Source organism: Streptomyces sp. NPDC001890, from assembly GCF_042891445.1.
GTDB lineage: Bacteria > Actinomycetota > Actinomycetes > Streptomycetales > Streptomycetaceae > Streptomyces.
Map to the genome: position 1 here is coordinate 458076 of NZ_JBIATE010000001.1, position 13030 is coordinate 471105.

The 13030-nt window shown below is 71.4% G+C and carries 8 protein-coding genes; all 8 read left to right on the forward strand.

Going from position 1 to position 13030, the window contains the following annotated elements:
- Positions 1-10: 10 nt before the first annotated feature.
- The 8 genes from ACFYY1_RS01955 (at position 11) to ACFYY1_RS01990 (ending at position 12934) form a co-directional block, all read left to right on the forward strand.
- Positions 11-1936 (forward strand): TIGR03960 family B12-binding radical SAM protein, encoded by a 1926-nt coding sequence (locus tag ACFYY1_RS01955; protein WP_383710116.1) that lies wholly within the window; start codon positions 11-13, stop codon positions 1934-1936.
- Positions 1937-2029: 93 nt separating this feature from the next.
- Positions 2030-3103: a hypothetical protein gene (locus ACFYY1_RS01960; RefSeq protein ID WP_388579540.1), complete on the forward strand. Its 1074-nt coding sequence runs from the start codon at positions 2030-2032 to the stop codon at positions 3101-3103.
- A gap of 122 nt (positions 3104-3225) precedes the next feature.
- Entirely contained in the window at positions 3226-4008 is a 783-nt protein-coding gene (locus tag ACFYY1_RS01965; protein WP_266733073.1) for a TIGR03936 family radical SAM-associated protein, read from the forward strand.
- 231 nt (positions 4009-4239) lie between these two features.
- The gene (locus tag ACFYY1_RS01970; protein ID WP_388579543.1) at positions 4240-8271 is read left to right on the forward strand and encodes a ribonuclease E/G; all 4032 of its coding nucleotides are present in this window, start codon (positions 4240-4242) and stop codon (positions 8269-8271) included.
- 682 nt (positions 8272-8953) lie between these two features.
- Positions 8954-9274: a 50S ribosomal protein L21 gene (rplU, locus tag ACFYY1_RS01975; RefSeq protein ID WP_030921216.1), complete on the forward strand. Its 321-nt coding sequence runs from the start codon at positions 8954-8956 to the stop codon at positions 9272-9274.
- Between the two features lie 14 nt (positions 9275-9288).
- Entirely contained in the window at positions 9289-9546 is a 258-nt protein-coding gene (rpmA, locus tag ACFYY1_RS01980) for a 50S ribosomal protein L27 (protein WP_018103204.1), read from the forward strand.
- Between the two features lie 162 nt (positions 9547-9708).
- Complete coding sequence (obgE, locus tag ACFYY1_RS01985; RefSeq protein ID WP_388579546.1) at positions 9709-11145, forward strand: GTPase ObgE; 1437 nt, start codon at positions 9709-9711, stop codon at positions 11143-11145.
- Between the two features lie 289 nt (positions 11146-11434).
- The gene (locus ACFYY1_RS01990; RefSeq protein ID WP_351251188.1) at positions 11435-12934 is read left to right on the forward strand and encodes a bifunctional cytidylyltransferase/SDR family oxidoreductase; all 1500 of its coding nucleotides are present in this window, start codon (positions 11435-11437) and stop codon (positions 12932-12934) included.
- Positions 12935-13030: the final 96 nt, after the last annotated feature.

The following is a 13030-nucleotide window of genomic DNA, read 5'->3' on the forward strand; positions in this document are numbered from 1 at the left end:
AAAGTTCGCGATGTCTGTCGATTCGGTCTTCCCACAGCTCGAAGCTCTGCTCCCGCATGTGCAGAAGCCCATCCAGTACGTCGGCGGTGAGCTGAACTCCACCGTCAAGCCGTGGGACGAATGCGACGTCCGCTGGGCCCTGATGTACCCGGACGCGTACGAGGTCGGGCTCCCCAACCAGGGCGTCATGATCCTCTATGAGGTACTCAACGAGCGTCAGGGCGTGCTCGCCGAGCGCACCTACAGCGTGTGGCCGGACCTCGAAGAGCTGATGCGTGAGCACAAGGTCCCGCAGTTCACCGTGGACAGCCACCGCCCGGTCAAGGCGTTCGACGTCTTCGGGCTGAGCTTCTCCACCGAGCTCGGCTACACCAACATGCTCACCGCCCTGGACCTCGCGGGCATCCCGCTGGAGGCCCGGAACCGCACCGTCGACGACCCGATCGTCCTCGCGGGCGGCCACGCCGCGTTCAACCCCGAGCCGATCGCCGAGTTCATCGACTGCGCGGTCATCGGCGACGGCGAGCAGGCCGTCCTGGAGATCACCGAGATCATCCGCGCCTGGAAGGCCGAGGGCCGCCCCGGCGGCCGCGAGGAGGTGCTCTTCCGTCTGGCGAGGACCGGCGGCGTCTACGTCCCGGGCTTCTACGACGTCGAGTACCTCCCGGACGGCCGCATCGGCCGCGTCGTGCCCAACAAGTCGGGCGTGCCGTGGCGGGTCTCCAAGCACACCGTCATGGACCTCGACGAGTGGCCGTACCCGAAGCAGCCCCTCGTCCCGCTCGCCGAGACCGTCCACGAGCGGATGTCCGTCGAGATCTTCCGCGGCTGCACCCGCGGCTGCCGTTTCTGCCAGGCCGGCATGATCACGCGCCCCGTGCGGGAGCGAAGCATCACCGGCATCGGCGAGATGGTCGAGAAGGGTCTCAAGGCGACCGGCTTCGAGGAGGTCGGCCTGCTCTCGCTCTCCTCCGCGGACCACACCGAGATCGGCGAGATCGCCAAGGGCCTCGCCGACCGCTACACCGAGGACAAGATCGGCCTCTCGCTGCCGTCCACCCGCGTCGACGCGTTCAACGTGGACCTGGCCAACGAGCTGACCCGCAACGGCCGCCGCTCCGGCCTCACCTTCGCCCCCGAGGGCGGCTCCGAGCGGATGCGCAAGGTCATCAACAAGATGGTCTCGGAAGAGGACCTCATCCGTACCGTCGCCACCGCGTACGGCAACGGCTGGCGCCAGGTGAAGCTGTACTTCATGTGCGGCCTGCCCACCGAGACCGACGAGGACGTCCTCCAGATCGGCGACATGGCGGTCAACGTGATCGCCAAGGGCCGCGAGGTCTCCGGCCAGAACGACATCCGCTGCACCGTCTCCATCGGCGGCTTCGTGCCCAAGCCGCACACCCCGTTCCAGTGGGCCCCGCAGCTGAGCGCCGAGGAGACCGACGCCCGGCTCACCAAGCTCCGCGACAAGATCCGCGGCGACAAGAAGTACGGCCGCTCCATCGGCTTCCGCTACCACGACGGCAAGCCCGGCATCGTCGAGGGCCTGCTCTCCCGCGGTGACCGCCGCGTCGGCTCCGTCATCCGCGCGGTCTACGAGTCCGGCGGCCGCTTCGACGGCTGGCGCGAGCACTTCAGCTACGACCGCTGGATGACCGCCGCCGAGAAGACGCTGCCCGAGTACGGCGTGGACGTCGACTGGTACACCACCCGCGAGCGGAGCTACGAGGAGGTCCTGCCCTGGGACCACCTGGACTCCGGCCTCGACAAGGACTGGCTCTGGGAGGACTGGCAGGACTCGCTCGACGAGACCGAGGTCGAGGACTGCCGCTGGACCCCGTGCTTCGACTGCGGCGTCTGCCCGCAGATGGACACCAGCATCCAGATCGGCCCGACCGGCAAGAAGCTGCTGCCGCTCACGGTCGTGAAGTAGCCGGCCGCCGCGGGCGCGTCCCCGCGGGTGACAGCTGAGTGACGAAGGCCCGGCCCGGGAAACTCCCGGCCGGGTCTTCGCGTCGTTCACGGCATGGACTACGGCGAACACCGGGCCCCGGCCGGGCACGAAGCCGGTGAGGGCCGTCTGACCCTGATGATCCGGGTCCCGGTCCGGATCGTGGTGCTGGTGATCGTCCTGCCCGTGCGGATGGCCTGGGACGCCCTGGTGGTGGCGGCCCGCGCCGCCCACCGGACCCTGCTGCGCCCGCTGGGCCGCGCCCTGGTCCGGCTCTACGAGCCGGTGCTCGTCCCGCTCGGCCGTGCGCTGAGGTGGCTGGCCGCCGCGGTCCTCGTGTGGCCGTGGGTCGCGCTGTGGCGGTATGCGCTGGTGCCGGGGGTGCGGTACGGGCTGGTGGTGCCGGTGGTGTGGCTGTACGAGTCGGTGCTCACCCCGGTCGGGCACGGGCTGCGGTGGGCGTACCGGGTACTGCTCGCCCCTGCCGGACGCGGGATCCGCCGGGCCGTCGGCCAGGTGCTCCTGGTCCTGGTCGTACGGCCGCTGCAATGGGCGTACCGGGTGCTGCTCACCCCGCTCGGTCACGGCATCGCCTGGCTGCTCGACAAGCTGGCGCGCGGACTCACGGCCATCGGGACCGGCCTGTGGACCGCGACGAAGTGGCTGGTCAGGACAGTGCTGGTCGCGCCGCTCCGCCGGCTGCACCGACGCCTCCTCTCCCCGCTGGGCCGGGAGGTCGCCGCCGCGTTCGGCATCGCCTGGGAAGCGGCGGGGTACGTCTCGCGAGCCGTCGGCCGGGCCCTCGCCCGGCTGGCCCGGCATCTGGTCGGGGCGCCCGTGGCCTGGGCCTACCGCACGGTCTGCACACCGGTGGGCCATTGCCTGCGCGACCGGATCCGGGCCCCGGCCAGGCGGGCCGCCGCCGAGGCGGGACGCGTGGCCCGGTCGGCGCTGCGCTCGGTGGGCGAGACCGTGCGACAGGCACGCCGCGATGCCTGGCGGGCGCCGGCCGACGGTGCCCGGGAGCCCGAGCCCCGGGAACCGGGGAGGCTTGTTACGCGTACTCTGGGTAGTACAACGACTGAGCCCAGCGCGGCGCCCGAACCAGAGATCTCCTCGCCCGGAGAGAAAAGAGCCGAGCGGGGGTGAGCCGGACCGGACACCCCGGGCCACCCGCATTTCGAGGGCGGCGCCCCACCGCGTCCGCCCCGCACCGAGGAGAAGAACCACTGGGCAAGCGACAGCCCGAAGGCCCGCCGCCCGCACCGGCAGTGCAGCGCATCCGACTGCGCTACACCAAGCGCGGCCGCCTCCGGTTCACCAGTCACCGTGACTTCCAGCGCGCCTTCGAGCGGGCACTGCGCCGCTCCGAGGTGCCCATGGCCTACTCGGCAGGGTTCACCCCGCACCCGAAGGTGTCGTACGCCAACGCCGCCCCGACCGGCACGGGCAGTGAGGCCGAGTTCCTGGAGATCGCCCTCACCGAGGCCCGCGATCCGGCCGTCCTGCGGGACCTGCTCAACGACTCGCTGCCGGACGGTCTCGACATCACCGACGCCGTGGAGGCCCGTACCTCGGGGCTCGCCGACCGGCTGACCGCCTCCGTCTGGGAGCTCCGTCTCGACGGTGTCGCCGTGGCGGACGCGGCCGAGGCCGTGGCCGCGTTCAACGGGGCGGAGACCGTCGAGGTCCAGCGCCGCGCCAAGAACGGCATGCGCACCTTCGACGCCCGCGCCGCCGTGGTCGATCTGCAGGCCCTTGATCCACAGGCTGATAGGCCCGAGGACAGGCCCTGTGCGATACTGCGGCTGGTTGTTCGGCACGTGACACCTGCCGTGCGACCTGACGACGTCCTGTCCGGTCTCCGCGTTGTGGCCGACCTGGCGCCGCCGGTCCCCGCAGCGGTGACCAGGCTGGCGCAGGGGCTCTTCGACGAGGAGTCCGGCACGGTGACCGACCCGCTCGCGCCCGACCGCGAGGCAGCCCCGGCCGCTCCATCAGCGGCCACCGGGACCGCCGTCGCGACGGCGCCGGAAGGTGCAGGTTCCGCGTAAGGCGGTCGTTGCAGCGCAGCCTCCGACTCGGGAGACATCCGGTTCGGGCCGCGCGATGACCCATAAGACTTTCGCCAGGCCGTACGCACCACGCGTACGGAACCGGCGAGCCAGACATTGAGTTCCCGTGCGGCGCCCGCGCCCCGGACGGCGGAGCCGCGTACATCACGCGGACCGTGCCGGACCGGAACCAGGCGCGGCGCCCGGGAGCCTGACGGGAGAACCGCCCGCATGCCCCAGTCCAACGAACCCGGCACGACCGGGAACGCCGAAGAGAACAACGCCCCCGGCGACAAGCTGCCGCCGCGCCGCAGGCGCCGCGCAGCGTCCCGCCCGGCCGGTCCGCCGGTGGCGGAAGCCCAGGGTTCGGCCACGCCTGCCATACCGGCCGTTGACGCCGCAGTGTCCGAGAAGCCCGCCGACGCCGAGAGCGCCGCGACGGCGGAAGCCGCGCCGCCCGCGCGTCCGCGTCGTCGTGCGGTGCGCAAGGCGACCGCTCCGGCGGGTGCGCCGCAGGCCGCCGAGGTGACCGAGGCTGCCGCAGCGCCGGTTGCCGAGGCCGAAGAGGCCGCTGAGGTCGTGGAGGCGGCGCCCGCGCGTCCGCGTCGTCGTGCGGTGCGCAAGGCGACGTCCCCGGCGGGTGCGCCGAAGGCCGCCGCGCCGGTTGCCGAGCCCGAGGCCGTGGAGCCCGAGGCCGAGGTCGTGGAGGCGGCGCCCGCGCGTCCGCGTCGTCGTGCGGTGCGCAAGGCGACCTCCCCGGCAGGCGCGCCGCAGGCCGCCGAAGCCGTGGAGATCGTCGAGGAAGCACCGGCCGTCGCCGAGCCCGAGCCGGCCGCCGAGATCGTCGAGCCGGAGCCCGCCGCCCCGCGCGGTCGCACCCGGCGCAGGGCGTCGGCCCCGGCCGGTGCCCCGCAGCACGTCGAGCCGGTCGTGGAGAGCGCCGCGCCGGTGGTCGAGCCCGAGGCTGTGGAGCCCGAGGCCGAGGTCGTGGAGGCGGCGCCCGCGCGTCCGCGTCGTCGTGCGGTCCGCAAGGCGACCTCCCCGGCAGGCGCGCCGCAGGCCGCCGAGAAGACCGAGGAGGCCGGCGAGAGCGTGCCCGAGGCCGCCGCCGAGAAGCCCACCGAGCAGCCTGCCGCCGAGAAGCCCGAGGCGGAGCCCGCCGAGGCGGAGGAGGCCGCACCGCGCGGCCGTCAGCGCCGCCGGGCCACCGCCCCCGCCGGCCGGCCGGAGTTCACGGCCAAGGCCGAGGAGCCCGTACGCAAGAGCCGTCGCGCCGCGCGCCCCGCCGTGGCCGTGTTCCAGGCGCCGGTCTTCGCCGAGCCGATGTTCCAGACCCCGGAGACCGCGGCCGCCGCAGCGGCGGCGTCGCGCTACGAAGAGGTCGAGGCCGAGGAAGAGGCCGAGACGGTCGAGGAGCCGACGGCCACCGTCGAGGCCCCGGCCGCCGAGGCCGCGCCGCAGGCCGGTTCGCGCCGTCGTCGTCGCCGTCGCGGCGAGGCCGCCGAGCCCGAGCAGGCCGTGGCTCCCGTGGAGGAGCCGGTCGAGGAGGAGCCGGAGACCGAGGCCGAGCACGAGGCCGAGGCCGAGGCCGAGGAGACGGACGAGTACGGGGACCGGCCCTCGCGCCGTCGCCGTCGTGGTGGCCGTCGCCGTCGTCGCGGCGAGGCCGCCGAGGGTGACGAGGCCGCCGAGCAGCTCGGTGACGAGGCCGCCGCCGAGCACGCCGAGGACGAGCAGGAGCGCGCCCAGGAGCCCGAGGAGGAGGACGAGGACCACGAGGCCTCCGCCGCCGGTTCGAGCAGCAGCCGTCGCCGTCGTCGCCGTCGTCGTCGCAGCGGGGACGTCTCCGCCGAGGCAGACAGCGGCACCGACGACCCGGAGCGCACGGTCGTCAAGGTCCGCGAGCCCCGCAAGAAGGAGGAGCGGGAGCCCGGCACCGGCTTCGACGAGGTCCAGTCCATCAAGGGCTCGACCCGCATGGAGGCCAAGAAGCAGCGCCGCCGCGAAGGCCGTGAGCAGGGCCGCCGTCGCGTCCCGATCATCACCGAGGCCGAGTTCCTGGCCCGCCGTGAGGCCGTGGAGCGGGTCATGGTCGTCCGCCAGAACGGCGAGCGCACCCAGATCGGCGTCCTTGAGGACAACGTGCTCGTCGAGCACTACGTCAACAAGGAGCAGGCCACCAGCTACGTCGGCAACGTCTACCTGGGCAAGGTGCAGAACGTACTGCCGTCCATGGAGGCCGCCTTCGTCGACATCGGCAAGGGCCGCAACGCCGTCCTGTACGCCGGTGAGGTCAACTTCGAGGCGCTCGGCATGGCCCACGGGCCGCGCCGTATCGAGACCGCGCTGAAGTCGGGCCAGTCCGTCCTCGTCCAGGTGACCAAGGACCCGATCGGCCACAAGGGCGCCCGCCTGACCAGCCAGGTCTCGCTGCCCGGCCGTTACCTGGTCTACGTGCCCGAGGGCTCGATGACCGGCATCAGCCGCAAGCTGCCCGACACCGAGCGGGCCCGGCTGAAGACCATCCTCAAGAAGATCGTCCCCGAGGACGCGGGCGTCATCGTCCGTACCGCCGCGGAGGGCGCGAGCGAGGACGAGCTGCGCCGCGATGTCGAGCGGCTCCAGCAGCAGTGGGAGGACATCCAGAAGAAGTCGAAGAGCACCGGCAGCTCCAACGCGCCGACCCTGCTCTACGGCGAGCCGGACATGACCGTCCGGGTCGTCCGCGACATCTTCAACGAGGACTTCTCCAAGGTCATCGTCAGCGGCGACGACGCGTGGGAGACCATCCACGGATACGTCTCGCAGGTCGCGCCCGACCTGACGGACCGCCTGTCGCGGTGGACCTCCGAGGTCGACATCTTCGCGACGTACCGGATCGACGAGCAGCTGATGAAGGCGCTGGACCGCAAGGTCTATCTGCCGAGCGGCGGCTCGCTGGTGATCGACAAGACCGAGGCGATGGTCGTCGTCGACGTCAACACCGGCAAGTTCACCGGTCAGGGCGGCAACCTTGAGGAGACCGTCACCAAGAACAACCTGGAGGCGGCCGAGGAGATCGTGCGCCAGCTGCGGCTGCGCGACCTCGGTGGCATCGTCGTCGTCGACTTCATCGACATGGTGCTGGAGTCCAACCGGGACCTGGTGCTGCGGCGCCTGCTGGAGTGCCTGGGACGCGACCGTACGAAGCACCAGGTCGCCGAGGTCACCTCGCTGGGCCTGGTCCAGATGACCCGCAAGCGGGTGGGCCAGGGTCTGCTGGAGTCCTTCTCCGAGACGTGCGTCCACTGCAACGGCCGCGGTGTCATCGTGCACATGGAGCAGCCGACCTCGGTCGGTGGCGGCGGCAAGCGTGCCAAGAAGCGCGGCCGGGGTGGCGTCGACCACGAGCACGTGGCCGAGGCCGAGATCGTGGCAGAGGTCGAGACCGAGGCCGAGGTGGCCGCCGAGGTGGCCGCCCCCGTGGCGCTGCCCGAGCCGGAGTTCGTACCGGACGAGGAGCTGTACAGCAGCCCGGCCGAGGCCGAGGCGGCCGCCACGCGCGGCCGTGGCCGTCGCCGCGCGACCCGTAAGGCAACGGCCCCGGACGGCGCCCCGAAGGCCGCGGCCGCCGCAGCCCCGGACATCGTCGAGCCGGAGCCGGTCGTGGTCGCGGAGCCCGAGCCGGTCGTGGAGCCGGTCGCCGAGGCCCCGGCCCCGGTGGTCGAGGAGGCCCCCGCGGCGGAGGCCCCCCAGGGCCGTACGCGCCGTCGGGCGACCCGGAAGGCGACCGCCCCGGCGGGCTCGCCCGCCCCGGTCGAGCCGGTCGCCGAGGCACCGGCTGCCGAGGCACCGGTCGCCGAGCCGGCCGAGCAGCCGGAGCCGGTCGTCGAGGCCGTGCAGCCCGAGGCCGCACCCGAGGAGGTGGCCCCCGAGGCCGCCCCGCCGCGTGCGCGTCGCCGGGTGACCCGCAAGGTCACCGCCCCCGCGGGCTCGCCCGCCGGTGCGGACGGAGCGGAGGTCGTCGTGGTGACCGCCACGGCCGAGCCGAAGCCCGAAGCCGAGCCGACCTCCGACGCCGAGACCGCCGAAGCGGCGGCCCCGGCCAAGAAGGCGGCCCGCAAGACCGCCAAGAAGGCCACCGCCAAGAAGGCGGCCACCAAGAAGACGGCTGCCAAGAAGACCGCCGCGAAGAAGACGACGGCCAAGAAGGCGGCAGCCAAGAAGACGGTCGCCGCCGAGAAGTCGCCGAAGTCCGCTGTCTCGGCCGACGCCGAGGCGTAGGCGACAGCCCAGCGAAGAAGGAGAGGTGCTGTCCCCCGGAGGGGACAGCACCTCTCCTTCTTGTCCGGCGGATTTGTCCGGCAGCTCGATGCCGCGGCGCGCCCATGGACGTGCAGGGGCCCGCATCAGCAGCCCGGACCGGCCCTCGGCTCCCCGGGACAGCTCTCAGCCGCTGCCGAGCCCGTGAACCCCCTTCTCCCGCTGCTGAAGCCCCGGGCCGGAAGGAGTCGGATTTCCCCATCCGGAAACACGCATCGGCGTCGGCGACGACGATCTCACGGCCGCCGGAATGGGGGGCATCGTAAATTCAGGGGCAGCCGTTCCGGCGTTTTCTGCTCGTTCTTCCCGGCCCCTGCCGGTGGCGCCGGCTGAATCCCCGGTGAGGTCCCGAAGGCATCGCCTCCGGGGCTCGGAGCGCAGGTGTCGGGGGGCCGGGCCGGACCGTGTGCCCGGTCCCGTCGCCCTGCCGTCGATCAGGCCGGAGACCCGGTTTGACCGTCAGGAGGCGGCCCCGTAATCTTGTCCATCGGCGTGTTTTCCATGCGCGCCTTCCCCTGAGCACATTCCTCCCGACGGATCCGTTCGTCAGGAGAGGCCGCTCATCCTTCCGGATCGTCGTGGGCCCCGGCCTGCGCGGGTGGCTGGCATCAGGGGCTCCGTTCCGAGCGAGAGAGAGATCCGCGTGTACGCCATCGTGCGCAGCGGTGGCCGCCAGCACAAGGTTGCTGTCGGTGACATCGTTGAGGTTGACAAGATTTCCACTGCCCAGGTTGGCGACACGGTCGAGCTCTCGACCCTGCTCGTGGTCGACGGCGACGCCGTGACCAGCGACCCGTGGGTGCTGGCCGGGATCAAGGTCCAGGCCGAGGTCGTGGACCACCACAAGGGCGCGAAGATCGACATCCTTCGCTACAAGAACAAGACCGGCTACCGCCGTCGCCAGGGTCACCGCCAGCAGTACACGGCGATCAAGGTCACCGGTATCCCCGCGGCTGCGAAGTAAGGGACTGAGGAGACATGGCACACAAGAAGGGCGCATCGTCCACCCGGAACGGGCGCGATTCCAATGCTCAGCGGCTCGGCGTGAAGCGCTTCGGCGGTCAGGCCGTCAACGCCGGTGAGATCCTGGTCCGCCAGCGCGGCACCCACTTCCACCCGGGCACGGGCGTCGGCCGTGGCGGCGACGACACGCTGTTCGCCCTCGCCGCCGGTGCGGTCGAGTTCGGCACGCACCGTGGCCGCAAGGTCGTGAACATCGTTCCGATCGCCGGCTGATTTTCGGCGCTCGTCGAGCGGTTTCTGCGGAGGCGGACCTCACTTCCCGTACGGGAAGCGGGTCCGCCTTTCGCGTGTTTCTCCCATGAGAGACGGCTTTCTCCGCCAGGGGGACAGCACGAGTGAGACATTTCTGCATGTATGTAACTGGAGGTTTCAACCATGACCACCTTCGTGGACCGCGTCGAGCTGCATGTCGCCGCGGGTAACGGGGGCCACGGCTGTGCCTCCGTACACCGTGAGAAGTTCAAGCCGCTCGGCGGTCCCGACGGCGGCAACGGCGGCCGCGGCGGCGATGTGACCCTGGTCGTCGACCAGGCGATCACCACGCTCCTCGACTACCACCACCACCCCCACCGCAAGGCCACCAACGGCCAGCCCGGCGCGGGCGACAACCGTTCCGGCAAGGACGGCCAGGACCTGGTCCTGCCGGTGCCCGACGGCACCGTCGTGCTCGACGGCAACGGCGAAGTGCTCGCCGACCTGGTCGGCCAGGGCACCACGTTCGTCGCCGGCCAGGGCGGCCGCGGCGGCCTCGGCAACGCCGCGCTGGCCTCCGCCCGGCGCAAGGCCCCCGGCTTCGCGCTGCTCGGCGAGCCCGGTGAGGCCCGGGACATCGTCCTGGAGCTCAAGACCGTCGCCGACGTCGCGCTGGTCGGCTACCCGAGCGCCGGCAAGTCCTCGCTGATCTCCGTGCTGTCGGCGGCCAAGCCGAAAATCGCCGACTACCCCTTCACGACCCTGGTCCCGAACCTCGGCGTGGTCACCGCGGGCAGCACCGTCTACACCGTCGCCGACGTCCCCGGCCTGATCCCGGGCGCCAGCCAGGGCCGCGGCCTCGGCCTGGAGTTCCTGCGGCACGTGGAGCGCTGCTCGGTGCTGGTGCACGTGCTGGACACCGCGACCCTGGAGTCCGACCGGGACCCGGTCTCCGACCTCGACATCATCGAGGAGGAGCTGAAGCAGTACGGCGGCCTGGAGGACCGGCCCCGCATCGTCGTCCTCAACAAGGTCGACATCCCGGACGGCCAGGACCTCGCCGACATGATCCGCCCGGACCTGGAGGAGCGCGGCTACCGCGTCTTCGAGGTGTCCGCCGTGGCCCACTCCGGTCTGAAGGAGCTCTCCTACGCGCTCGCGGGCATCGTCGCCGAGGCGCGTGCGGCCAAGCCGGTGGAGGTGGCGACCCGGATCGTCATCCGCCCGAAGGCCGTCGACGACGCGGGCTTCACCGTCACCCTGGAGGAGGACGGCATCTACCGGGTGCGCGGCGAGAAGCCGGAGCGCTGGGTGCGCCAGACCGACTTCAACAACGACGAGGCCGTCGGCTACCTGGCCGACCGGCTCAACCGCCTCGGTGTCGAGGACGAGCTGATGAAGGCCGGTGCCCGCGCGGGCGACGGCGTCGCCATCGGCGCCGAGGACAACGCGGTCGTCTTCGACTGGGAGCCGACGCTGGCGGCCGGTGCGGAGATGCTCGGCCGTCGTGGCGAGGACCACCGGCTCGAAGCACCGCGCCCGGCGGCGCAGCGCCGCCGTGAGCGCGAGTCGGAACGCGACGAGGCCCAGCGCGAATTCGACGAGTTCAACCCGTTCTAGACCGCGCACCGGCCCGCCGGGCAGGCTGTTCCGCAAGCCTGTCCGGCGGCCGCGCACGTTCTCCGCGTCATACGTCCGGGGGAACCGGACCCGCTCAAGGGTGAATCATGCCGCTCACTCGTGTGGCGTCGGTCACCTGGCCAGGAAGCGCTAATTCCGGTATTCGCCCTGATCGCAAGGCAACAAAAGGTTTCGATACGGCATGCGGTGGCCGACGTCCACCTTGCGAGACGGTAACGGAGAGTGCAACCATCGCGGTATCTCCCAGCCCTCGCAAGGTAGGTCGTCTGTGTCTGCTCAGCACATAGCCAAAGCCCGAACCACAGCAGTCGTGCTCGCCGGCGGTACCGGCCAGCGCGTGGGTCTGTCCATTCCCAAGCAGCTGCTGAAGATCGCAGGCAAGGCTGTCATCGAGCACACGCTGTCGATCTTCCAGCAGGCCGACTCCATCGACGACGTCATCGTGCTGATGGCTCCGGGCTACGTGCCCGACGTGGAGAAGATCGTGGCCAAGGCGGGGCTCACCAAGGTCACCAAGGTGATCGAGGGCGGCTCCACGCGCAACGAGACCACCGAGCGCGCCATCGCGGCCCTCGGCGAGGGCCTGGCCGAGGGCGAGGACCGCAACGTCCTCTTCCACGACGCCGTGCGCCCGCTGCTCTCGCAGCGCGTCATCAAGGACTGCGTCGACGCACTGGACCGCTACCAGGCGGTCGACGTCGCCATCCCGTCCGCGGACACGATCATCGTGACCCGCACCCATGGCGGCGACGGCGAGTTCATCACCGATGTGCCCGACCGCTCCCGGCTGCGCCGTGGCCAGACGCCGCAGGCCTTCAAGCTCTCCACGATCCGCCGGGCCTACGAGGTCGCAGCCGGCGACCCGAACTTCCAGGCCACCGACGACTGCTCGGTCGTGCTCAAGTACCTCCCCGACGTACCGATCTACGTCGTGGCGGGCGACGAGTACAACATGAAGGTCACGCAGCCGGTCGACGTCTTCATCGCCGACAAGCTCTTCCAGCTGGCCTCCACGGCCGCTCCGCAGCCGGCCGACGACGCCGCCTACCGCGAGCTGCTCACCGGCAAGACCCTCGTCGTCTTCGGCGGCTCGTACGGCATCGGCGCGGACATCGCGACGCTCGCCGAGTCCTACGGCGCCACCGTCTACGCCCTGGGCCGCTCCACCACCGGTACGCACGTGGAGAACCCCGAGCACATCGACGAGGCGCTCTCCAAGGCGTACGCCGACACGGGCCGGGTCGACTACGTGATCAACACCGCCGGTGTGCTCCGCATCGGCAAGCTCGCCGAGACGGACAGCGCGGTCATCCAGGAGGCGCTGAACGTCAACTACCTGGCACCCGTGCAGATCGCCCGCGCCTCGTACAAGTACCTCGCCGAGACCAAGGGCCAGCTGCTGCTCTACACCTCCAGCAGCTACACCCGGGGCCGCGCGGAGTACAGCCTCTACTCGTCGACCAAGGCCGCCATGGTGAACCTCACCCAGGCGCTCTCGGACGAGTGGGCGGCCGACGGCGTGCGGGTGAACTGCGTGAACCCCGAGCGCACCGCCACCCCGATGCGCACCAAGGCGTTCGGCGACGAGCCCGCGGGCACGCTGCTCTCCTCCGAGGCGGTCGCCCGGACCTCGCTCGACGTGCTGCTCTCGGAGATGACGGGCCATGTCATCGACGTACGCCAGCAGGACCCGACCCGGGGTGCCTCCGAGGCGTCCGGCTTCGAGCAGGCGCTTGCCGCTGTCCTGGACCGACAGGCCGATGTGTAATACTGCTTGACAATCGACTATTCGGACCCCTGCCGTCGCCGAGCGCGAACTGCAGGGGTCCGAATTCGTGAAGCTCTGTCTTCACATTCCCCTCGT

Excerpts from the sequence above, each read along its gene's own strand:
- ACFYY1_RS01955 (WP_383710116.1), top strand. The coding sequence starts at position 11 with ATGTCTGTCGATTCGGTCTTCCCACAGCTCGAAGCTCTGCTCCCGCAT.
- ACFYY1_RS01960 (WP_388579540.1), top strand. The coding sequence starts at position 2,030 with ATGGACTACGGCGAACACCGGGCCCCGGCCGGGCACGAAGCCGGTGAG.
- ACFYY1_RS01970 (WP_388579543.1), top strand. The coding sequence starts at position 4,240 with ATGCCCCAGTCCAACGAACCCGGCACGACCGGGAACGCCGAAGAGAAC.
- rpmA (WP_018103204.1), top strand. The coding sequence starts at position 9,289 with ATGGCACACAAGAAGGGCGCATCGTCCACCCGGAACGGGCGCGATTCC.
- obgE (WP_388579546.1), top strand. The coding sequence starts at position 9,709 with ATGACCACCTTCGTGGACCGCGTCGAGCTGCATGTCGCCGCGGGTAAC.